Origin of the sequence: Amycolatopsis coloradensis (genome assembly GCF_037997115.1) — a bacterium.
GTDB classification, from domain to species: Bacteria; Actinomycetota; Actinomycetes; order Mycobacteriales; family Pseudonocardiaceae; genus Amycolatopsis; species Amycolatopsis coloradensis_A.
Map to the genome: position 1 here is coordinate 6,754,746 of NZ_CP150484.1, position 22,150 is coordinate 6,776,895.

Here is a 22,150-nt window from a genome sequence, read left to right on the forward strand (position 1 = left end):
CCTTGCAAATTTTGCAAGGAACGGCCCGTTCATAGCATCGGGTCAGGCGAGTTGCTGCCGTACGGCGGAAGCGAAACGCCAGGCCGCGGCGGCGTCGGTCTGCCGGAACCCGAGCGAGGGTTCGACGAGCTCCAGTTCCAGCAGCAGCGGCCTGCCGTCCGGCCCGGCGACGAGGTCCACGCGGGCGTAGAGCAGTTCCGCGCGCAGGATGCCCAGCAGCGCCGCCGTCGCGTCCAAAGCGTCTTCGGCCAGCGCGCGGAATCCCGCCGCGGGCTGCACGGGCGCGAGCTTCTCCGTCACGTACAGCCCGGATTCGTCGAGTTCCCGGCCCAGCATCGCGGCCTTCGAGAACGCGTGCGAGTACACGCCGCCGAAGTACACCAGCGCGATCTCCCCCGCACTGTCCACACTGGACTGATACGGCTGGAGCAGCACGGTGTTCCCGTCGGCCTGCAACCCGGAGAGATGCGCGGCGGCCGCGTCACCCGCCGTGAACCGGCCCGCTCCCCGCGAGCCGGCGCCGATGGCGGGCTTCAGCACGAACTCGCCCTTGGGCCAGCGCGGGGCCTTCTCGTCCGGCGCGATCAGGGTCGTCGGCACGATCGCGACCCCGGCGTCGCCGAGTTCGGCCAGATAGGACTTGTCGGTGTTCCACCGCGCGACCTCGGCCGAATTGGACAGCGTCGGCACGGTCTCGGTCCAGGACAGGAACTCGTCGCGGCGCTCGGCATAGTCCCAGGTGGCGCGCAGCACGACGATGTCCGCGGCGGCGAAGTCGACGGTCGTGTCGTCCCAGGCGGCCCATCGGGTCTTGAAGCCCAGGTCGGCCAGCGCCTCGGGTACGGCGTGCTCGTCGCCATCACCTTCCGGCAGCGCGGAGCAGGCGGCGAAGATCGCGGAGCCGCTCACTTCCCCGCCATCCGGCGGCGGTGCTCGGCGCCGATCTTGGTGGCCTTCACGGTCTCGCTGTCCCATTCGGCGGGTTCGAGGTCTTCGACGGCCTCCACCAGCGCCTCGCCAGCCGCCACGGAGGCGACGACGACGTCGCCGAGCGCGCCGTCGGCACCCACGAGCACGACCCGCGCGCCGATCCGGCCGATGTTCTCCATCACCGCGCGCGACGGCTTCCCGTGCCGCTTCACGAAGTCGCGAGCGGCCGCGACCTGGCGCGACGTGGGGGCGGCGGTCTCGGTCTTCTCTTCGGTCTCAGCCACGGGCCGAGCTTAACCGCGAAAGGCCCGGGACGCGGAATAACCGTGGCGTCGGCCATAGTTGTCCCGGTCGGAACGACCTTGAACGAGGAGGATGTATGCCCGCGGCAGTGCAGATCCGGCGAACCGGTGGTCCCGAAGTCCTTGAACTGTCCGAAGTCGAGGTAGGCGAACCCGGATCCGGCGAACTGCTCGTGGACGTCGCGGCGGCGGGCGTCAACTACATCGACACCTACCACCGCGAGGGCATCTATCCGGTCGACACCCCGTTCATCCTGGGCATGGAGGGCGCCGGCACGGTGGCCGCGGTCGGCGCGGACGTGACCGGTTTCGCCGTCGGCGACCGGGTCGCCTGGCAGGGTTCGCTGGGCAGCTACGCCCAGCGCCGTCTGGTTCCCGCCACGATCGCGGTGAAGATCCCGGACGGCGTGTCCGAGGAGACCGCCGCCGCCACGATGCTCCAGGGAATCACCGCGCACGCGCTGATCGCCTCGACCTACGAGGTCAAGGCCGGTGACGACGTGCTGATCCACGCCGCGGCGGGTGGTATGGGCCTGCTGCTGGTCCAGCTGGCCAAGGCCCGCGGCGCCCGGGTCATCGGCACCGTCTCCACCGACGAGAAGGCCGAACTCGCCAAGCAGGCGGGCGCGGACGACGTCATCCGCTACGACCAGGTCGACTTCGCCAAGGCCACCCGCGACCTCACCGGCGGCAAGGGTGTCGAGGTCGTCTACGACGGCGTCGGCAAGTCCACTGTGGACGGCAGCCTGGCGAGCCTGAGGATCCGCGGCCTGCTCGCCCTCTACGGCGCGGCCAGCGGCCCGGTCCCGCCGATCGACCCGCAGCTGCTCAACCGCAGCGGCTCGGTGTACCTCACCCGCCCGACCTCCGCGCATTACGTGCTCACCCGCGAGGAACTGGAGTGGCGTGTGAACGAACTGTTCGCCGCCGTCCAGGACGGTTCGCTGAACATCCGGATCGGCGGCCGCTATCCGCTGGCCGACGCGCGCCAGGCGCACGAAGACCTCCAGGGGCGCCGCACCACCGGCAAGCTCCTGCTGATCCCGTGACGGCGCTCTGGCCGGAGGCAGTCCGGCTCACCGGCGAGGGGCTCGTCCTGCGGGAGTGGGTCGAAGACGACATCGTGTTCCTGCCGGGGCTGTTCGACAACCCCGCCGTCGCGCGGTTCACGCCGCTGCCTTCCCCATTCGACGAGGTGGCGGCGAAGGCGCACTACGCGAAGGCCGTCGACCGTCGCGCCGAGGGCAACGGGCTGCGGCTGGCCATCACGGCCGACGGCGGCGAGCCGCTCGGCGAAGTGGTGCTGTTCCTGAAGGAGGATGCGGCCGAACTCGGATACGCCGTCGGTCCCGCGCACCGCGGGCGGGACCTGGCGGCGCGGTCGCTGCGGGTGCTCACCGCCCACGCGCTGGACCTCGGTCTCGGCCCGCTCCAGCTGAAGATCGACGCCGAGAACGCGGCCAGCGAAGCCGTCGCTCGCCGCGTCGGCTACGCCCTGACCGACGCGGCGCCCGAGCCCAAAGTCGAGAAGGGACTGGAGATCACTCTGCTCACCTGGGAGTACGCCGGCTGATCAGGACGCCGTGAAGGCCTCCTTACCTACTCTCAAGGTAGGGAAGGAGGCCTTCACGGACTTCAGCCCATCGCGCGGACCCAGAGCGCTCGGAGCCGGAACTCGTCCTGTTCCGCGTGCTCGACGGTCAACTCGACCTCGTCGCCCACGTGGAGTTGCCGGAACTCGCCAGGGCCGAAACCCTCCAGCATCGAATAGTGGACCCAGATCGGGTCGGCGAAGTCGGCCGACTCGACCACTCCCCAGCCATCGTCCACCAGCCAGGAACGAACCCGGCCTCGGTGGACACGGCCGTCTGAAGTCCCCATCAGCCCTTGTCGGTCGGGACGCTCACCGCGTCGGTCACGAACACCAGGGTCTCGTTCGGCGCGATGCCGTTCCCGCCCTGACCGTAACCGAGGTCCGGCGGGATGATCAGCAGCCGCCGCGCGCCCTGCTTGATCCCTTCGAGACCCTTGTCCCAGCCCTGGATGACCATGCCCGCGCCGAGCGTCAGCTCGAACGGTTCGCCGCGGTCGAACGAGCTGTCCAGCTTCTGCTTGTTGGACCAGGTGACCAGCGAATAGTTCATCTTCAGGTTCGCGCCCGCCTTGGCTCCCTCGCCGGTACCGGGCTCGAGGTCCTTGGTGATGAGCTTCTTCGGCGGGTCGCAGTCGTCCGGGATGGTGATGGTCGGCGCTTCGCCGAACTTCCCGGTGGTCTTCACGTCCTCGGCCGTGCATTCCTTGCCCTTCGGGGCGGCCGGAGCCGACGAAGACGCCGACGCGGGGGCCGCGCCGGAGGTCTGGGCCGAACCTGCGGTGTTCTGTTTCTCGCCACAGGCCGCCAGGGCGAGGACGCCCGCGCCGATGACCACGATCTTGCCGAATGTGCGCATGCGGCCGACCTTAGCCAAGACCCTCCAGCGCGGGAACAAGGTCACCGGTCTGCACTACGCCCATCCGCCGGGTCGCCCTGGTCAGAGCCACATAAAGATCGTTGAGCCCGCGCGGCGACTCGGCGACGACCTCGCCCGGGGACACCAGCAGCACCGAATCGAACTCCAGGCCCTTCGCCCGCTCGACCGGCATCACCGACACCCGATCCCCCGCCTCGCCGAGTGTCTCCGAGAGCGAAGCGACCAGGGGCGACGGACACAGCACGGCGACCGTCCCACCGTCCACAGCGGACAGTTCGGCGTCGACGAGGCCGGGCAGTTCCGCGGTGAGATCCGCCGGGTCCACGGAACGCAGCCACGGCTCGAAACCCGTCTCCCGCACCGAAACCGGCGCTTCGAGTTCCGGGTTGACCTCAGCGAGCACCCGGGACGCGACGGCCATGATCTCCGCCGGAGTCCGGTAGTTGACGGTCAGTTCTTCGAGCCGCCAGCGATCGGCGACGTACGGCGAAAGCGCCTCGCCCCACGTCCGCGCCCCACCGGCCGCCCCGGTCTGGGCGACGTCGCCGACCAGCGTCATCGACCGGTTCGGCGACCGGCGCATCAGCAGCCGCCAGTCCATCGCGGTCAGTTCCTGCGCCTCGTCGACGATCACGTGCCCGAAGGTCCACGTCCGGTCCTGGGCGGCCCGCTGCGCCGCGGTCATCTCGCTGCGGCGCTGCTGACGCTCGGCGAACAGCTCCGCGTCGAGGACGTCGCCCACCCGCAGCAGTTCCTCGTCGACGATCTCCTCGTCCTGTTCGAGGATGTCGAGCACGCCCTCCGCGTAGGCGCGGTCTTCCCGCTCGCGGCGAGCGGCCTCGGCACGGGCTTCGGTGTCGTCCTCGCCGAGCAATTCGGCGAGTTCGTCGAGCAGCGGGACGTCCGACGGGCTCCACTTCGCGTCGGTCGGGCTGTAGAGGTGCTCACGATCTGTGTCCGACAAGGCCTTCCCGGCCGCGCTGCGCAACCGTTCGCGGTCGGCGAACAGCTCGTCGAGCACGATCTCGGGGGTGAGTTTCGGCCACAGCCCGTCGATCGCGGCGGCCACGTTCCTGTCCGCGGCGACCTCGGCCCGGATGTCCTGGACGTCCCGCGCGTCGAGCAGGTCCTCCCCCAGTTTGCGGGCGGCCTGCCGGGTCAGCGCGTCGAGGAGGTCCGAGACGAAGATCCGCCGGGCGAGGTTGTGTGGACGGCGCGACCGGCGGGCCCGCGTCCGCGCCTCGGTGCAGGTCTTGCGGTCGAGCATGAGGATCTCGCGCTCGAACTCGATCTCCAGGACCGGTTCCGGCACCCGCTGCCGGTCTCGGACCGCGTTGGCGAGCACGTCGGCCATCACCGGACGGCCCTTGATCTCGGCGGCCTCGCGGGTGACCGGCCCGTCGGCGTCCAGCCCCGGGTACAGCTGCCCGATCGTGGCCAGCAGCACCCCGGTCTCCCCCAGCGACGGCAGGACCTGCCCGATGTAGCGGAGGAACGTGCTGTTCGGCCCGACCACCAGCACGCCACGGGTGGTGAGCTGCTGGCGATGCGTGTAGAGCAGGTACGCCGCGCGGTGCAGCGCGACGGCGGTCTTGCCGGTTCCCGGGCCGCCCTGGACCACGAGCACCCCGTTCGGCGACGCGCGGATGATGCGGTCCTGTTCGGCCTGGATGGTGGCGACGATGTCGCTCATCTCGCCGGTGCGACGACGTTCGAGCGCGGCCAGCAGCGCCGCCTCGCCCGCGAGGCCGAGGTCTTGGCCCTGGTCGGCGGCGGAGAGGTCGAGGATCTCGTCGTCGACGCCGACGACCTTCCGGCTCAGCGACCGGATGTGGCGGCGGCGCCGCACACCTTCGGGTGAAGCGGCGGTGGCGAGGTAGAAGGGCCGCGCGACCGGCGCGCGCCAGTCGACGAGCAGCGGACGGTAGTCGTCGTCCTCGTCGAACAGCCCGAGCCGCCCGATGTAGGTGGTCTCCTCTGCGTGGTCCGGCAAGAAGTCGAGGCGGCCGAAGCACAGGCCCTGCTCCACTGAACTCAGCTGGGACAGCCTGTCGGTGTAGAGCGTCGTGGCGACGTCGCGTTCGGTGCGCGCCTGCGGGGTGCCGCCGGTCTGGCGCAGCGTCTCGTCGAGCCTGCGCTGCGCGTCGACGCGTTCGGTGTCGAGCTTGCGGTAGAGGGTGGTGACGTACTGCTGCTCGAGCGCGACGTCCTGCTCGAGCGCGTCGGGTTCCCGGTCCGGGGACACGGACAAAAGCAGCCTGCTTTCGAGAGGTGGGACAGGGGCCGAATGAAGTACAACGGCGCCCGCCATCATCTCATTCCCGCGCTCTCACCCGGACCAGGAGGAAGGCGGCGAGGGACAGGACGGTGGCCACACTCGCCCACACGACGTTCTCGTGGAGCAGCGCGGCGAAGGTGGCGGCGACACCCGCGATGGACTGCGCGACGAACCCGCACAGCGCGACGGCGTACGCGCCGTACCCGGACACTTCGCTCACCGCGACGGCCATGCTGCTCGGGAAAAGCGCGGCCTGGCCGAACGTGGTCCCGCAGCAGAGCGCGACGAACGTCACGAACGCGGCCGTGAACGGGATCGCGGGCAAGAGCCACAAGACGATCGTCAGCAGGCCGGCGCCGGTCATGACCAGCGCGCCGGCGAAGTAGGCCAGTCCGAAGAGGAGGCCGAGGCCGCCGTACTGGTCCACGCTCAGCCCGAGCCCGCCGCGATCTTCGGCCGCAGGAACGCCGGAACCGTGAGGATCCGGAGGTAGATCCGGATCATGCCCGTCTTCTCGCCGCGGCTCTTGTGGAGCGGAATCGTCAGCGTGCCCAGGACGCAGAACACGCCCGCCGCCGTCAGCACCGCGAGACCGCCCTGTCACCCGCCGATCAGCCCGCCGGCGAAGTGCCCGCCGCCGAGCGCCGTGACGAACGCGATGGACAGCACCGAAAGCCGTTGGGCGAGCGCGTCGCCGTCGCCGAGTTCCCGCACGACGACACGGGCGATGATGGCCGCGCCTCCGGCACCGATCCCTTGCAGGGAACGGATCCAGCATCGCGGCCCGGCGCCCAAGACGGTCGGCCCCACAGCACCACCGGCGCCGCCGCGCCGATGACGAACAGCGACACCGCGAAGTCGCGCTCGATCATCGGGAGTGAAGGGAGATAGATCGTCGTCAGTCGTCACCCCGCCGGCCGGTACTGACGGGTAACCGGGCTGGGCAACGTGCGCCACCAGGTGGGAAGCCGGGCTGCGGCGGGCCTCCTGGTCGCGTGGGTCGTGAGTGGCGATTCGTGTTCTGACCCGAATCGCCACTCACGACCACCTGGACCGAACNGGTGTCTCCGGCGATCAGCAGCTGACCGCCACCATCGTCGATGACGCGGACGGTCTTCGCCTCGGCTGAGCCGAGGGAAGGGGGCCTTCACGCGCTACAAGATCAGAAAGGCAGCCCGATGGCCGGCAGCCCGATCGCCGAGTCGACGGCCAGCGCGACGAACACGATCATCAGGTACGTGTTCGACCGGTGGAACAGCGACATCGGCTTGGTCTCCTCGCCGCGCCGCACCGCCGCGTTCAGGCTGTGCGCGTAGAAGAGGAACCAGCCGCCCGCCAGGATCGCGAACGTCGTGTAGATCCAGCTCGTCACCGGGACCAGCAGCAGCGTCCACGCGACCATCACCCACGAGTAGATGACGATCTGCCGCGCCACGTGCTGCGGGGTGGCGACCACGGGCAGCATCGGCACGCCGGCGCGCTCGTAGTCGTCGCGGTACTTCATGCCCAGCGCCCAGGTGTGCGGCGGGGTCCAGAAGAAGATGACGCCGAACATCACGAACGCGGGCCACTCGACGGTGCCGGTGACGGCGGCCCAGCCGATGACGACCGGCATGCAGCCCGCCGCGCCGCCCCAGACCACGTTCTGTGACGTACGCCGCTTCAGCACCAGCGTGTAGACGAAGATGTAGAAGAGGATCGTCACGATCGCGAGGATCGCCGAGAGCAGGTTCACCGTGAAATAGAGCACGACGAACGACAGGACGCCGAGCACGAGACCGAAGATCAGGGCGCCGCGCCGGGGCACCGATTCCTTCACCAGCGGGCGACGCTTGGTGCGATTCATCACCTTGTCGATGTCCGCGTCGATGACGCAGTTCAAGGCGTTGGCGCTGCCGGCGGCCATGGTGCCGCCCACGAGCGTCGCGAGCACCAGCCACGGCGACGGGATCTCCCGGCCTGCCAGGAACATCGCGGGGATCGTGGTGACCAGGAGGAGCTCGATCACCCTGGGCTTCGCGAGGGCGGCGTACGCGCCGACGACCTGGCGGATTGTTCGCCGGCCACCGTGCGGTCGTTCACCGGTCGGATGTACGGCGCTGGTGCTGTCACTGCGTCCGTGCGCAGCGTTCACCAACGACATTTCACTCCCTGCGTCAGTTTTCGGGGCGGGGTCCACCAGGCTTCCGGGTGATGTGGCGGCCCCGGATCCCCGTGTTCTGAACCCTTCCCCGATGTTAGACGTGCTGTTTCCAGAGGGTGATCGCGGGTCCTCGACCGGCCGAACCATTAGGCTGGCCGCGGTAGCTCGCGGCGTGCCCCTGCGAACGGCCCGGACCAGGAATATCGTCCCTTCCGGATCGATTGAGATTAGTAGCGGTACAACGTGGGTTACCCACGAGGGAAGAGAAGCCACAACCTGATGACGGGGAGTTCGAGTTCAGTGTCCGAAACCGCCTCTACCAGCGAGAAGAACCCACTCCTCCGGCGCAACGTGCCCGCCGACTGGACCGACCTCGACACGCGGGCCGTCGACACCGTGCGGGTGCTCGCCGCGGACGCGGTCGAGAACTGCGGCAGCGGGCACCCCGGCACCGCGATGAGCCTGGCGCCGCTCGCGTACACGCTCTTCCAGCGGACGCTGCGTCATGACCCGGCGGACCCCGAGTGGCCGGCTCGTGACCGCTTCGTCCTCTCCGCCGGTCACTCGAGTCTCACCCTCTACATCCAGCTGTACCTCGCCGGGTTCGGCCTGGAGCTGGAAGACCTGAAGCAGCTGCGCAAGTGGGACTCGAAGACGCCGGGTCACCCGGAGTACCGGCACACCAAGGGCGTCGAGACCACCACCGGTCCGCTCGGACAGGGCCTGGCCAACGCGGTCGGCATGGCGATGGCGGCCCGCCGCGAGCGCGGCCTGCTGGACCCGGACGCCCCGCAGGGCGAGAGCATCTTCGACCACTACGTCTACGTCGTCGCCTCCGACGGTGACATCGAAGAGGGCGTCACCGCCGAGGCCTCCTCGATCGCCGGCCGCCAGGAGCTGGGCAACCTGATCGTCTTCTGGGACGACAACGAGATCTCGATCGAGGACGACACCAAGATCGCGCTGTCCGAGGACGTCGTGAAGCGCTACGAGGCCTACGGGTGGCACACCCAGGTCGTCGAAGGTGGCGAAGACGTCGTCGCGATCGAAGAGGCCATCAAGGCCGCGAAGGCCGAGACCGAGCGTCCGTCGTTCATCGCGCTGAAGACCGTCATCGGGTACCCGGCGCCGAAGAAGATGGGCACCGGCAAGGCCCACGGCGCCGCGCTCGGCGCCGAAGAGGTCGCCGCAGTCAAGGAGATCCTCGGTTTCGACCCGGAGCAGAGCTTCCAGGTCGACGACGAGGTCATCGCGCACACCCGCCAGGCCGTCGACCGCGGCAAGACCGCCCGCGCCGAATGGCAGGAGAAGTTCGAGGCGTGGGGCGCCGCCAACCCGGAGCGCAAGAAGATCGCGGACCGGATGGCCACCCGCTCGCTGCCCGAGGGCTTCGCGGACAACCTGCCGAAGTGGGAGCCGGACGCCAAGGGCATCGCGACCCGCAAGGCCTCCGGTGAGGTGCTCAACGCCCTCGCCGAGCCGCTTCCCGAGCTGTGGGGCGGTTCCGCGGACCTCGCGGAGAGCAACAACACCACCATGAAGGGGGCCGACTCGTTCGGCCCGGAGAAGGCTTCCACCGACATGTGGAAGACCAGCCCGTACGGCCGAACGCTGCACTTCGGCATCCGCGAGCACGCGATGGGCTCGATCCTCAACGGCATCGCGCTGCACGGCGGCACCCGTCCCTACGGCGCGACGTTCCTGATCTTCTCCGACTACATGCGCCCGCCCGTGCGGCTGGCCGCGCTGATGAAGGCGCCGGTCACCTACGTGTGGACGCACGACTCGATCGGCCTTGGCGAGGACGGCCCCACCCACCAGCCGATCGAGCAGCTCTCCTCGCTGCGCGCGATCCCCGGCCTCAACGTCGTCCGCCCGGCGGACGCCAACGAGACCGCGTACGCGTGGAAGGCCGTCCTGGAGGACGTCCACCACCCGTCGGGCCTGGCGCTGACCCGGCAGAACGTGCCGGTGCTGGAGGGCACCAGCGCCGAAGGCGTCAAGCGGGGCGGTTACGTCCTCGCCGAGGCGTCCAACGGCAGCCCCGAGGTCGTGCTGATCGCGACCGGCTCCGAGGTCCAGCTGGCCGTCGAGGCCCGCAAGACCCTCGAGGCCGACGGCATCCCGGCGAGCGTCGTCTCGATGCCGTGTGTCGAGTGGTTCGACGCGCAGGACCAGTCCTACAAGGACGCCGTGATCCCGCCGTCGGTCAAGGCACGCGTCTCCGTCGAAGCCGGTATCGCCCAATCGTGGCACCGCTTCACCGGTGACGCCGGGGTGAACGTTTCGATCGAGCACTTCGGTGCGTCGGCCGACGCCGCCACGCTGTTCCGTGAGTTCGGTTTCACCGCGGAGGCAGTCGTCGAGGCCGCACGTCGCTCGATCGCCAACACCAAGAACTGAAGGGGATGCTGCCACCTCATCCCCACCACCCACCCTTAACTGAGGCGCTTCGCGCCACTGAGAGGACTCAGATGAGCAACGACAAGCTCGCGCAGCTGTCCGAGGCCGGTGTCTCGATCTGGCTCGACGACCTGTCCCGTGAGCGGCTGAACACCGGCAACCTCGCCGACCTGATCCGCGACAAGCACGTCGTCGGCGTCACCACCAACCCGACGATCTTCGCCAACGCGATGTCGAAGGGCGAGGCCTACGACGAGCAGACTCGCGAGCTGGCGGCCCGCGGCGCCGACGTCGAGGCCACCATCCGCGAGCTGACCACCACCGACGTGCGCAACGCCGCGGACCTGTTCCGCGACGTCTACACCGCGACGAACGGGGTCGACGGCCGGGTGTCCATCGAGGTGGACCCGCGGCTGGCCAAGGACTCCGACAAGACGGTGGCCGAGGCGCAGGACCTGTGGAAGACCGTGGACCGGCCGAACGTGCTGATCAAGATCCCGGCCACCGAAGAGGGCCTCCCGGCGATCACCAAGACCCTGGCCGAGGGCATCAGCGTCAACGTCACGCTGATCTTCTCGGTCGAGCGGTACCGGGCGGTCATCGAGGCCTACTTCGCCGGGCTGGAGCAGGCCAAGGCCAACGGCCACGACCTCAAGGGCATCCACTCGGTCGCGTCGTTCTTCGTGTCCCGTGTGGACACCGAGATCGACAAGCGTCTCGACGCCATCGGCACCGACGCGGCCACCGCCCTGCGGGGTGAGGCCGCCATCGCCAACGCGCGGCTCGCGTACGCGGCGTTCGAGGAGCTGTTCGCTTCGGACCGCTGGAAGGCACTCGCCGAGGCGGGCGCGAACCCGCAGCGTCCGCTGTGGGCCTCCACCGGCGTGAAGGACCCGCAGTACTCCGACACCCGCTACGTGGACCAGCTCGTCGTCAAGGACACGGTCAACACGATGCCGGAGAAGACCCTCGAAGCCGCGGGCGACCACGCCGACATCACCGGTGACACGGTGACCGGCAAGGGCCCGGACGCGCAGGTCGTCTTCGACAAGCTGCGTGTGGTCGGCATCGACATCGACGACGTGTTCAAGGTCCTCGAGGACGAGGGCGTGGAGAAGTTCGAGAAGTCGTGGACCGAGCTTCTCGAGACCGTCACCGGGCAGCTGGAAAAGGCAAAGGACTGATCTGGACCATGGCAGGGGAAACGACCGGCGTCGAAATCGTCGACGCCGCCCTGGCCGGCGAAGCCGCTCCGTTCGCGGAGCGGCTCGTCGCCGACCAGGTCGCATCGAAACTGGCGTCCCAGGACGCCACACTGTGGGGTCCCGAAGCCGAGTCCGAAGCGTCGATCCGTCTCTCGTGGACGACGCTGCACAAGTCCTCGCGGCCGTTGATCGGCGAGATCGAGGCACTGCGGACCGATCTGCGTTCCGAGGGCGTCGACCGCGTCGTCCTCGCGGGCATGGGCGGTTCGTCGCTGGCCCCCGAGGTCATCACGGCGACCGACGGCGTCCCGCTGACGGTCCTCGACACCACCGACCCCGGCCAGGTCGCCGACGCGCTCGCCGGTGACCTGGAGCGCACGGTCATCGTCGTGTCGTCGAAGTCCGGCGGCACCGTCGAGACCGACAGCCACCGGCGGATCTTCGCGAAGGCCTTCGCCGACGCGGGTATCGACGCGGCCCGGCGGATCGTGGTCGTCACCGACCCCGGCTCGCCGTTCGCGGAACTGTCCGAAAAGGAGGGTTACCGCAAGGTCTTCCTCGCCGACCCGAACGTCGGCGGCCGCTACTCGGCGCTGACCGCGTTCGGGCTCGTCCCGGCCGGGCTCGCCGGCGCGGACGTCGCCCGCCTGCTCGACCAGGCCGCTTCGGTGGCCGACGAACTGGCCACCGACTCCGTGGACAACCCCGCGGTCAAACTCGCCGCGGCGTGGGTCGCGGCGCACGAAAAGGGCGCCGAGAAGGTCGTCATCGGCGACACGGGTTCCGGTATCAAGGGCTTCGCCGACTGGGCGGAGCAGCTGATCGCCGAGTCCACCGGCAAGCAGGGCACCGGTCTCCTGCCGGTCGCCGTCGAGGGCCCGAGCGCTCCCGGCTTCGCCGACGCCAAGGCCGACGCCACCCCGGTGGCGGTCGGACCGGCGGAAGGCGCGGCGAAGATCTCCGTGACCGGCTCGCTCGGCGCGCAGTTCCTGCTGTGGGAGTTCGCCACCGCGCTCGCCGGACGGCTGCTCGGGATCAACCCGTTCGACCAGCCCGACGTCGAGGCCGCCAAGAAGGCCGCGCGTTCGCTGCTCGACAACCCGGACAAGCTCAAGGGCGGCGAGAAGCCGTCCACTGTGGACGGCGCGGTCGAGGTGTTCGGCTCGGCAGGCGTGGCCACCGACGGAAAGCTCGCGGACATCCTGCGGGCTTTCTTCGATTCCGCCCCGGAAACCGGCTACATCGCGGTGCAGGCGTACCTCGACCGTCTCGACGACGCGTCGACCGCGGTCCTGCGCGGCGAGATCGCCAAGCGGACCGGCCGCCAGACCACCTTCGGGTGGGGGCCGCGGTTCCTGCACTCGACCGGGCAGTACCACAAGGGCGGGCACCAGAACGGTGTCTTCCTGCAGATCACCGGCGCCGTCGAAGACGATCTCGACGTTCCGGACCGGCCGTACACGCTCGGCGTGCTCCAGCACGCGCAGGCACTCGGCGACGGCCAGGTGCTCGCGGAGCACGGCCGCCCGGTGCTGCGCCTGCACCTCACCGACCGGGCCGCCGGCCTGGCCGGACTGGTCCGCGCGGTACAGGAGGCCGGCGAGTGACACGAGCCTGGAACAACCCGCTGCGCGATCCGCGCGACAAGCGGCTGCCGCGGATCGCCGGGCCGTCCAGCCTGGTGATCTTCGGCGTCACCGGTGACCTCGCCCGCAAGAAGCTGATGCCGGCGATCTACGACCTCGCCCACCGTGGCCTGCTGCCCGCCGGGTTCTCGCTCGTCGGGTTCGCCCGGCGGGACTGGGAGCACCAGGATTTCGGCGAGCTCGTGCACGATTCGGTCAAGGAGCACGCGCGGACGCCGTTCAAGGAGTCGGTGTGGAACCGGCTCGCCGAAGGGATCCGCTTCGTCCAGGGCACCTTCGACGACGATGACGCCTTCGACCGGCTCGCGCAGACGGTCAAGGACCTCGACGCCGAGCGTGGCACCGGTGGTAACACCGCGTTCTACCTGTCGATCCCGCCGAGCGCGTTCCCGGTGGTGACCAAGCAGCTCGCCCGCTCCGGCCTCGCCGAGGCGAGCGAGGACACCTGGCGCCGTGTCGTCATCGAGAAGCCCTTCGGCCGCGATCTCAAGAGCGCCAAGGAGCTCAACGAGATCGTGAACGACGTCTTCCCCGAGGAGTCGGTGTTCCGCATCGACCACTACCTCGGCAAGGAGACGGTGCAGAACCTGCTGGCGCTGCGTTTCGCGAACCAGCTGTTCGAGCCGATCTGGAACGCCAACTACGTCGACCACGTGCAGATCACCATGGCCGAGGACATCGGTCTCGGCGGCCGCGCGGGGTACTACGACGGCATCGGCGCCGCACGCGACGTCATCCAGAACCACCTGCTGCAGCTCCTCGCGCTGACTGCGATGGAGGAGCCGGTCTCGTTCGCTCCGCGCGCGCTCCGTGCGGAGAAGGTCAAGGTGCTTTCGGCGACCAAGCCGCTGGCGCCGTTCGACGAGACCACCGCGCGCGGGCAGTACGCGGGCGGCTGGCAGGGCGGCATGAAGGTGCCGGGCCTGTTGCAGGAAGGCGGTTTCGCGAAGGACTCGACCACCGAGACCTACGCCGCGGTGACGCTGGAGGTGCAGAACCGCCGCTGGGCGGGCGTGCCGTTCTACCTGCGCACCGGCAAGCGGCTGGGCCGCCGGGTCACCGAGATCGCCGTGGTGTTCAAGCGGGCGCCGCATCTGCCGTTCGACTCGACCTCGACCGAGGAACTGGGCCAGAACGCGCTGGTGATCCGGGTGCAGCCCGACGAGGGCATCACGCTGCGGTTCGGGTCGAAGGTGCCGGGGACCACGATGGAGGTCCGCGACGTCACGATGGACTTCGGCTACGGGCACGCCTTCACCGAGTCGTCCCCGGAGGCCTACGAGCGGCTCATCCTGGACGTGCTGCTCGGCGAACCATCGCTGTTCCCGGTGAACGAAGAGGTCGAGCTGTCCTGGGAGATCCTGGACCCGATCCTCGACCACTGGGCCAAGAAGGGCGCGCCCGAGGCGTACCCGCCCGGATCGTGGGGACCGCCGTCCGCGGACGAAATGCTGGAGCGTACCGGCCGGAACTGGAGGCGTCCGTGATCATCGACCTGCCGTCGACCACGACGTCGCAGCTGAACAAGAAACTCGTCGAGATCCGCGAACAGGGCGGGCAGGTGGCGCTCGGCCGGGTGCTGACGCTGGTCATAGTGGCCGACGACGACGACAAACTCGAAGAGGCGATCGAGGCCGCCAACGAGGCCAGCCGGGAACACCCCTCGCGGGTGATCGTGGTGGCCAAGGGCGCGCGGACCGCGGCGCCGCGGATCGACGGCCAGATCCGGGTCGGCGGCGACGCCGGCGCGAGCGAGGTCATCGTCCTGCGGCTCTACGGCCCGCTGGCCTCGCAGGGGCAGAGCGCGGTCGTGCCGCTGCTGCTGCCGGACGCGCCGATCGTCACCTGGTGGCCGGGCACCGGTCCGAAGGCTCCGGCCAAGGACCCGCTCGGTGAGCTGGCACAGCGCCGGATCACCGACTCGGCGGCGGAAAAGGCGCCCATAAGGGCACTCACCACGCGGGCGAAGTCCTATGTGGAGGGTGACACCGACTTGGCGTGGACCCGGCTGACCCGGTGGCGCGCGCAGCTGGTGTCCGCTCTGGACCTTCCGCCGTACGAGAAGGTCACCGGTGCGACCGTGACCGGCGAGGCCGACTCGCCGTCGACCGAACTGCTCGCCGGCTGGCTGGCCGAGTACCTCAAGGTGCCGGTGAAGCGGGTCAAGAGCACCGGTGCCGCGGGGATCATCTCGGTGACGCTGGACCGGCGGTCGGGACCGGTGGAACTGCACCGGCCGGATGGACGGGTCGGCATGCTGACCCAGCCCGGCCAGCCGACGCGCCGGATCTCCCTGCAGCGGCGCGACAACAAGGACTGCCTGATCGAAGAGCTGCGACGGCTCGACCCGGACGAGGTCTACGAGGCTTCGCTGAACGGGCTGAGCAAGATCTCGTCGGGCACCGCGGCCAAGGCCGCTCCGGCGAAGAAGGCGGTTCCGGCCAAGAAGCCACCCGCCAAGACCGCGAAGAGCGCCTCATGAGCAAGACCGAGGTCGTCGTCTACGAGAACCCGGACCTCCTGGCCGCCGCCGCGGCGGCCAGGCTGGTCACCCGGATCGTCGACGTCCAGGCCGCCAAGGGCTCCGCTTCGGTGGTGCTCACCGGCGGTGGCACCGGGATCGCGATCCTGCGCGAACTGCGCGACTCCAGTGCCCGTGACGCCATCGACTGGTCGCGTCTGGACCTCTACTGGGGCGATGAGCGCTTCGTCCCGGCGGACTCGGACGATCGCAACGAGAAGCAGGCCCGCGAGGCGCTGCTCGACCACGTCCCGCTCGACCCGAAGCGGGTGCACGCCATGGCACCCTCGGACGGCGAGTTCGGCGATGACGTGGACAACGCTGCCGCGGCATACGCTGACGTGCTCGCCGCCAACGACGCGGCGTTCGACATCATGCTGCTGGGCCTCGGCGGGGAGGGGCACACCGCCTCGATCTTTCCCGACAGCCCGGCCGTGCACGAGAAGGAGCGCTCGGTCGTCGCGGTACGGGATTGCCCGAAGCCGCCGCCGACCCGGATCTCGCTGACCCTGCCCGCGATCCGTCGCGCGCAGGACATCTGGCTGGTCACCGGCGGCGACGCCAAGGCGGACGCCGTCGCGCAGGCGCTGGCCGGTGCGGGCGAGGTCGAGATCCCGGTGGCGGGGGCACGCGGCAGCCGTCGCACGCTCTGGCTGCTGGACCGGGGTTCCGCCTCGAAGCTGACGAAGGTCTACCAGCCACCTACGGGCTGACGCTTTCGCGCGTGAAGGCCCCCTTCCCCTCGGCTGAGCCGAGATCGGAANCCCATGGCGGAAGTCCGTGAAGGCCTCCTTCCCTACCCTGAAGGTAGTGAAGGAGGCCTTCACGGCATCACGCCTTCTGTAACCGTCTGGGGGCGGAAAGTGACAAAGATCAACTCTTGCCGGCTTTCACATCAGGGGCGGTCCGTTCGCGCGTCGGAACGATCGACGGACCACCGAGCCCGGGTGGTCCGGTCCGCGCCTTGACCGACCGAACGTTCATGCACTTGTCCGCAGAGCGGACAGTGACCGGACAGTCGCTAGCCCGACCGGGGGAAACTTACCGCCCTTGTACATCCACCCGTTAGCATCCGCACATTTGTTCGTTCCTGCGCGTCCCGATCGGGCGAAGAACACGTCTCACCATTCAAGTCCACAAGACGAGTGAGGTCGCCAGCGATGAGCACAGAGGGTCTCTCGATGCCAGGTATCTCGGTGGGCGGCTCCGGAGCGGACGCCGCCGACCGGATGCGCCGTGCCGCCGGGGTCATGTCGTTCGCCAAGATCAAACGCCCGGCGCTGGTCGCGCTGGGCATCGACACACTCGCGATCTTCCTGGCCGCGCTCGACGTGTGGCTGGTGATCCCCGAGAAGGCTCAGCCGTACTCGATCTACCTGTCCGGCGCCGCGTGCCTCGGCCTCGCCTTCCGGCGCAAGCTGCCGTTCCTCGCGGTGATCGTCACCGTCCCCGGGTTCCTGGCGGGCTGGTCGCAGCTGGCCGCGATGATCGCACTCGGGTTCCTCGCCACCCGCAAACAGATGCATTGGCAGACCTGGACCGGGTTCGCGCTCGTCTTCACCTGCCGGTTCGTCCAGTGGCCGCTGGCCGACTTCGTCGAGCTCAGCTGGCGTGAGCACGTCCTGGACGGCATCTACGGCGTCATCGTCGCCGGGATGCCGGTGGCGATCGGCCTGCTCATCGGAGCGCGGACCGAGATTTCGCAGAAGCTCACCGAACTCGCCGCCAGCCGCGACCGCGAGCGCCGCTTCCACGCCGACGCCGTCCGCGCGGAAGAGCGTGCCCGCCTCGCGCGGGAGATGCACGACGTCGTCTCGCACCAGATCACGCTGATCGCGATGCAGGCCGGCGCGCTGCAGGCGCAGACCACCGACGCCCGCTCGCTCGAAACCGCGCAGGTCATCCGGAAGCTGAGCACCAAGACGCTCGAGGAGCTGCGCTCACTCGTGAGCGTGCTTCGCTCGGGCTCCGAAGACGACGGGCCCCGGCCGGGGATCAACGAACTCGACCGGCTGATCCGCGGCTCGGACGTCCCGGTGCATCTGACCGTCGAGCGGATCCCCGACCTCCTGCCCAGCCAGGTTTCGGCGGCGGCCTATCGGACCGTGCAGGAATGCCTGACCAACGTGCACAAGCACGCGCCCGGCGCCACCGCGACCATCCGGATCCAGGGCGAGCACGGTTCGCTCAAGGTCGAAATACGCAACGAGCGCGCTCGGACCCCCGGTGCGGCCCTGCCCTCGGGAGGGCACGGGCTGACCGGGCTGGCCGAACGCGCTCGACTGCTGGGTGGGAGCTTCGAAACCGCCGACACCGAGGACGGCGGGTTCCGGGTGCGTGCCCGGTACCCGCTCGACCGGTAGGCCTCGGGGAGTCTCAGATCTCCCGGCGCTGGCGCAACCGCTCCAGCGCCTCGGCGAGGATGGCCTCGCCGTCGGCGTCGGAACGCCGTTCCTTCACGTACGCGAGGTGAGTCTTGTAAGGCTCGGTCCGCGGCGCGGCAGGAGGGTTCTTCTCGTCCTGCCCACCGGGGAGCCCGCAGCGCGGGCAGTCCCACTCGTCGGGAATCTCGGCGTCCATCGAGAACGAAGGCTGTGCCTCGTGCCCGTTGGCGCACCAGTAGGAAATGCGGCGCCGCGGCGCCGACTCACCCCGTTCCGATTCGCCCGAAGGACCGGCACCCACACGGGTGCCCCGAATCGCGTTACCGCCAACCATGAATCCTCACACCTATAGGGATCGGCGGCGCGCCCCCCATAGGCACGCCGAAACACCTGGATCGATCAGACCTTGAGCAGGAGCCCGAGGCCGATGATGCTGATCAGCCACACCGCGCCCAGCAGCAGCGTGATCCGGTCGAGGTTCTTCTCGGCCACGCTCGAGCCGGAGAGGCTCGACTGCATACCGCCACCGAACAGCGAAGACAGACCGCCACCACGGCCGCGGTGCAGCAACACGGCGACCACCAGCAGCACGCTGGAGGCGATCAACAGGATTTGCAGGAACAGCTTCATGTCATCCTCTGCGCTCTTGGAGAATGCAGGAAAACGGTGTGCCACCGGCGGCTGTCGACCGCCAGAACACACCGTACTCCTGGACTCGTCCACTGCTGTGTGACGGACCGGATACCCAGGTTACCCGGTAGGTGCCCCGATCAGGGCAGGGGCCCGCCCGCGGCGAGTGCGCAGAGTTTGGTGAACTCGTCACCATCCAGGCTGGCACCACCGACGAGCGCACCATCGATGTTCTCGCAGGCGACGAGGTCACTGATGTTGTTGGCCTTGGCCGAGCCGCCGTAGAGCACGCGGACCGAGGACGCGACCTCGGCACCGTACTTCTCGGCGAGGGTGGCACGGATGGCTCCGCACACCTCCTCGGCGTCCGACGGGGTCGCGACCTTGCCGGTCCCGATGGCCCAGACGGGCTCGTAGGCGACGACGACGTCCTTGACCTGCTCGGCCTTGAGCCCCTTGAGGCCCTCGACCAGCTGGGTCGTGGTGTGGGCGATGTGCTCGCCGGCCTCGCGGACCTCGAGCTTCTCCCCCACGCACAGGATCGGCTTGATGCCGTGCTTGAGCGCGGCCTTGACCTTCTTGTTCACCAGTTCGTCGGTCTCGCCTTGGTACTCACGCCGCTCCGAGTGCCCGACGGTGACGAAGCTGCAGCCCAGCTTCGCCAGCATCGGGCCCGACACGTCGCCGGTGTAAGCACCGGAGTCGTGCGGCGACAGGTCCTGGGCGCCGTAGGTGAGCGACAGCTTGTCGCCGTCGGTCAGCGTCTGGACGCTGCGGATGTCGGTGAACGGCGGCAGGACCGCGACGTCGACCTTCGCGTAGTACTTCTCCGGCAGGGCGAAGGCGATCTTCTGAACCAGCGCGATGGCTTCGAGGTGGTTCAGGTTCATCTTCCAGTTGCCGGCGATGAGCGGTTTGCGCGCCACTAGTCGTTCTCTCCCAGCACAGCGACTCCGGGCAGTTCCTTGCCCTCCAGGTACTCCAGCGACGCGCCGCCGCCGGTCGAGATGTGCGAGAAGCCTTCCTCCGGCAGGCCGAGCTGCCGCACGGCCGCGGCGGAGTCTCCCCCGCCGACCACGGTGAAGGCGTCGCTCTTGACCAGCGCTTCGGCCACGGCACGGGTGCCGCCGGCGAAGGACTCGAACTCGAACACGCCCATCGGGCCGTTCCAGAACACGGTCGCCGCGTCGGCCAGCTTGCCCGCGAACAGTTCCCGCGACTTCGGGCCGATGTCGAGACCCATGCGCTCGGCCGGGATGGCCTTAGCGTCGACGACGTCGAACTCGGCGTCGGCGGCGAAGCCCGTCGCGGCGAGGACGTCCACCGGCAGGATCAGCTCGACGCCGCGCTTCTCCGCCTCGGCGAGGAAACCGCGGACCTGCTCCAGCTGGTCCTCCTGCAGCAGCGAGTTGCCGACCTCGTGGCCCTGGGCCTTGAGGAAGGTGTACGCCATGCCGCCGCCGATGAGCAGCCTGTCGACCTTGGTCAGCAGGTTCGCGATGACACCCAGCTTGTCCGACACCTTCGCGCCGCCGAGGACGACGACGTACGGCCGTGCGAGGTCCTCGGTGAGCTTCTTGAGGACGTCGACCTCCGCCAGCACGAGTCCGCCCGCGTACGCCGGAAGCGCACGGGCGATCTCGTAGACCGAGGCCTGCTTGCGGTGCACGACACCGAAACCGTCGGAGACGAACGCGCCGCCCGGGACGAGCGCGGCCAGCTCGGCGGCCAGCTCCTGCCGCTCGGCCTCGACCTTGCTGGTCTCGCGCGCGTCGAAACGCACGTTCTCCAGCAGGGCCACCTGGCCGTCGGCCAGACCGGCGACGGTGGCCTTGGCGGACTCGCCGACCAGGTCACCGGCCAGCGGGACGTCGACGCCGAGCAGCTCGGTGAGCTTCGCGGCGACGGGCGCGAGCGAGAACTTCGGGTCCGGCTCGCCCTTGGGACGGCCGAGGTGCGCCGTGACGACCACCTTCGCGCCCGCCTCGGCGAGGCGCTTGAGGGTCGGCAGGGCCGCGCGGACACGGCCGTCGTCGGTGATCTTGTCCCCGTCAAGCGGGACGTTCAGGTCGGAACGTACGAGCACGAACCTTCCTGAGACGTCCTCGCCCAGCAGGTCTTCGAGGTTCTTCAGCGCCATGGCTCAGGAGAGCTTGGTGCCGACGAGCTTGACGAGGTCGGCGAGGCGGTTGGAGTAACCCCACTCGTTGTCGTACCAGCCGACGACCTTGACCTGGTTGCCGATGACCTTGGTCAGCGGCGCGTCGTAGATGCAGGACGCCGGGTCCGTGACGATGTCGGCCGAAACGATCGGGTCGTCGCTGTAGCGCAGGATGCCGGCCAGGGGGCCCTCGGCGGCGGCCTTGTACGCGGCGTTGATCTCGTCGAGGGTCGCGCTCTTGGTCAGCGTGACGGTGAGGTCGGTGGCCGAACCGGTCGGGACCGGGACGCGGACCGCGTAGCCGTCGAGCTTGCCGTTGAGTTCCGGCAGGACCAGGCCGATGGCCTTGGCGGCACCGGTCGAGGTCGGGACCATGCTCAGCGCGGCGGCGCGGGCGCGGCGCAGATCCTTGTGCGGCGCGTCCTGCAGGTTCTGGTCCTGCGTGTACGCGTGGATCGTGGTCATCAGGCCCTGCTCGATGCCGAACGCGTCGTTGAGGACCTTGGCCAGCGGGCCGAGGCAGTTGGTGGTGCAGGACGCGTTCGAGATGATCGTCTGCGAACCGTCGTACTTGTCGTCGTTGACGCCCAGCACCACGGTCAGGTCCTCGCCCTTGGCGGGCGCGGAGATGATGACCTTCTTGGCGCCACCGGCGATGTGCGCCTTGGCGGCGTCACCGTTGGTGAAGAAACCGGTCGACTCGACGACGACGTCCACGCCGAGGTCGCCCCAGGGCAGGTTGGCCGGGTCGCGCTCGGCGAGGGCCTTGATCGTCTTGCCGTCGACGACGATGCCCTCGTCGCTGACGCTGACCTCGCCAGGGAAACGGCCGAGGATGGAGTCGTACTTGAGCAGGTGGGCCATGGTGGCGACGTCGCCGAGGTCGTTGAACGCGACCACCTCGATGTCGTGACCGGCGGCCTGCACGGCCCGGAAGAAGTTGCGGCCGATGCGGCCGAAGCCGTTGACACCTACGCGAACCGTCACTGCTGCCACTCCCTTGAGACTCGTCCGGGATCGCCCCGGTAAGACGTCCTTTACTCGGGCGCAACCCTAGCGTGCGTGCTCGGGCGACC

At 69.2% G+C, this 22,150-nt stretch carries 23 protein-coding genes; 9 read left to right on the plus strand and 14 right to left on the minus strand.

Annotated features, from left to right (window positions below):
- Positions 1–42: 42 nt before the first annotated feature.
- Positions 43–909 carry a hypothetical protein gene (locus LCL61_RS31310; protein WP_340683097.1) on the minus strand — a complete coding sequence of 289 codons (867 nt, stop codon included), beginning with the start codon at positions 907–909 and terminating at the stop codon, positions 43–45.
- The gene (locus LCL61_RS31315) at positions 906–1,214 is read right to left on the minus strand and encodes a hypothetical protein (protein ID WP_340683098.1); all 309 of its coding nucleotides are present in this window, start codon (positions 1,212–1,214) and stop codon (positions 906–908) included. Before LCL61_RS31315 ends, LCL61_RS31310 begins: the two co-directional genes overlap by 4 nt.
- A gap of 95 nt (positions 1,215–1,309) precedes the next feature.
- Between LCL61_RS31315 and LCL61_RS31320 the strand changes: the two genes are divergently transcribed.
- Positions 1,310–2,281: a quinone oxidoreductase gene (locus LCL61_RS31320; RefSeq protein WP_340683099.1), complete on the plus strand. Its 972-nt coding sequence runs from the start codon at positions 1,310–1,312 to the stop codon at positions 2,279–2,281.
- Positions 2,278–2,805 carry a GNAT family protein gene (locus LCL61_RS31325; RefSeq protein WP_340683100.1) on the plus strand — a complete coding sequence of 176 codons (528 nt, stop codon included), beginning with the start codon at positions 2,278–2,280 and terminating at the stop codon, positions 2,803–2,805. Before LCL61_RS31320 ends, LCL61_RS31325 begins: the two co-directional genes overlap by 4 nt.
- A 62-nt stretch (positions 2,806–2,867) precedes the next feature.
- Here LCL61_RS31325 and LCL61_RS31330 read toward each other — a convergent pair whose 3' ends face one another.
- The 7 genes from LCL61_RS31330 to LCL61_RS31360 all read right to left on the minus strand — a co-directional run bounded on the left by LCL61_RS31330 (position 2,868) and on the right by LCL61_RS31360 (position 8,124).
- Complete coding sequence (locus LCL61_RS31330; RefSeq protein ID WP_340683101.1) at positions 2,868–3,113, minus strand: cold shock domain-containing protein; 246 nt, start codon at positions 3,111–3,113, stop codon at positions 2,868–2,870.
- A complete protein-coding gene (locus LCL61_RS31335; protein WP_219153041.1) occupies positions 3,113–3,682 on the minus strand; it encodes an FKBP-type peptidyl-prolyl cis-trans isomerase in 570 nt (189 codons plus the stop codon). Before LCL61_RS31335 ends, LCL61_RS31330 begins: the two co-directional genes overlap by 1 nt.
- A gap of 10 nt (positions 3,683–3,692) precedes the next feature.
- Positions 3,693–5,954, minus strand: coding sequence for a HelD family protein (locus LCL61_RS31340; protein ID WP_425341945.1), 2,262 nt, complete (start codon positions 5,952–5,954; stop codon positions 3,693–3,695).
- A gap of 64 nt (positions 5,955–6,018) precedes the next feature.
- Positions 6,019–6,408, minus strand: a complete 390-nt coding sequence (locus tag LCL61_RS31345; RefSeq protein WP_340683102.1) for a hypothetical protein — start codon at positions 6,406–6,408, stop codon at positions 6,019–6,021.
- Between the two features lie 2 nt (positions 6,409–6,410).
- The gene (locus LCL61_RS31350; protein ID WP_340683103.1) at positions 6,411–6,566 is read right to left on the minus strand and encodes a hypothetical protein; all 156 of its coding nucleotides are present in this window, start codon (positions 6,564–6,566) and stop codon (positions 6,411–6,413) included.
- A gap of 15 nt (positions 6,567–6,581) precedes the next feature.
- The gene (locus LCL61_RS31355; RefSeq protein WP_340683104.1) at positions 6,582–6,791 is read right to left on the minus strand and encodes a hypothetical protein; all 210 of its coding nucleotides are present in this window, start codon (positions 6,789–6,791) and stop codon (positions 6,582–6,584) included.
- Positions 6,792–7,143: 352 nt separating this feature from the next.
- Positions 7,144–8,124: a heme o synthase gene (locus tag LCL61_RS31360; protein ID WP_037344026.1), complete on the minus strand. Its 981-nt coding sequence runs from the start codon at positions 8,122–8,124 to the stop codon at positions 7,144–7,146.
- Positions 8,125–8,424: 300 nt separating this feature from the next.
- On the opposite strand from LCL61_RS31360, the gene tkt reads away from it, so the two are divergent.
- The 7 genes from tkt (at position 8,425) to LCL61_RS31395 (ending at position 18,262) form a co-directional block, all read left to right on the plus strand.
- Positions 8,425–10,527: a transketolase gene (gene tkt, locus LCL61_RS31365; RefSeq protein ID WP_340683105.1), complete on the plus strand. Its 2,103-nt coding sequence runs from the start codon at positions 8,425–8,427 to the stop codon at positions 10,525–10,527.
- A 71-nt stretch (positions 10,528–10,598) separates the two neighbouring features.
- Positions 10,599–11,711 carry a transaldolase gene (tal, locus tag LCL61_RS31370; RefSeq protein WP_340683106.1) on the plus strand — a complete coding sequence of 371 codons (1,113 nt, stop codon included), beginning with the start codon at positions 10,599–10,601 and terminating at the stop codon, positions 11,709–11,711.
- Positions 11,712–11,719: 8 nt separating this feature from the next.
- Positions 11,720–13,339 (plus strand): glucose-6-phosphate isomerase, encoded by a 1,620-nt coding sequence (locus LCL61_RS31375; RefSeq protein ID WP_340683107.1) that lies wholly within the window; start codon positions 11,720–11,722, stop codon positions 13,337–13,339.
- On the plus strand, positions 13,336–14,865 hold the full coding sequence (zwf, locus tag LCL61_RS31380; RefSeq protein WP_063270998.1) for a glucose-6-phosphate dehydrogenase: 1,530 nt from the start codon (positions 13,336–13,338) through the stop codon (positions 14,863–14,865). The genes LCL61_RS31375 and zwf overlap by 4 nt, the downstream gene beginning before the upstream one ends.
- Entirely contained in the window at positions 14,862–15,860 is a 999-nt protein-coding gene (gene opcA / locus LCL61_RS31385; RefSeq protein ID WP_340683108.1) for a glucose-6-phosphate dehydrogenase assembly protein OpcA, read from the plus strand. Before zwf ends, opcA begins: the two co-directional genes overlap by 4 nt.
- A complete protein-coding gene (gene pgl / locus LCL61_RS31390) occupies positions 15,857–16,612 on the plus strand; it encodes a 6-phosphogluconolactonase (protein ID WP_340683109.1) in 756 nt (251 codons plus the stop codon). Before opcA ends, pgl begins: the two co-directional genes overlap by 4 nt.
- Positions 16,613–17,059: 447 nt before the next feature.
- On the plus strand, positions 17,060–18,262 hold the full coding sequence (locus LCL61_RS31395) for a sensor histidine kinase (protein ID WP_340683110.1): 1,203 nt from the start codon (positions 17,060–17,062) through the stop codon (positions 18,260–18,262).
- Between the two features lie 13 nt (positions 18,263–18,275).
- Here the strand turns inward: LCL61_RS31395 and LCL61_RS31400 are convergent, their stop codons facing one another.
- The 5 genes from LCL61_RS31400 to gap all read right to left on the minus strand — a co-directional run bounded on the left by LCL61_RS31400 (position 18,276) and on the right by gap (position 22,061).
- Positions 18,276–18,617 (minus strand): RNA polymerase-binding protein RbpA, encoded by a 342-nt coding sequence (locus tag LCL61_RS31400; RefSeq protein WP_034311760.1) that lies wholly within the window; start codon positions 18,615–18,617, stop codon positions 18,276–18,278.
- 65 nt (positions 18,618–18,682) lie between these two features.
- Positions 18,683–18,913, minus strand: a complete 231-nt coding sequence (gene secG, locus LCL61_RS31405) for a preprotein translocase subunit SecG (RefSeq protein WP_016333144.1) — start codon at positions 18,911–18,913, stop codon at positions 18,683–18,685.
- Between the two features lie 140 nt (positions 18,914–19,053).
- A complete protein-coding gene (gene tpiA / locus LCL61_RS31410; RefSeq protein ID WP_340683111.1) occupies positions 19,054–19,839 on the minus strand; it encodes a triose-phosphate isomerase in 786 nt (261 codons plus the stop codon).
- Positions 19,839–21,047, minus strand: coding sequence for a phosphoglycerate kinase (locus tag LCL61_RS31415; RefSeq protein ID WP_340688725.1), 1,209 nt, complete (start codon positions 21,045–21,047; stop codon positions 19,839–19,841). The genes tpiA and LCL61_RS31415 overlap by 1 nt, the downstream gene beginning before the upstream one ends.
- A 9-nt stretch (positions 21,048–21,056) precedes the next feature.
- Complete coding sequence (gap, locus tag LCL61_RS31420) at positions 21,057–22,061, minus strand: type I glyceraldehyde-3-phosphate dehydrogenase (RefSeq protein WP_240597410.1); 1,005 nt, start codon at positions 22,059–22,061, stop codon at positions 21,057–21,059.
- Positions 22,062–22,150 lie beyond the last annotated feature (89 nt).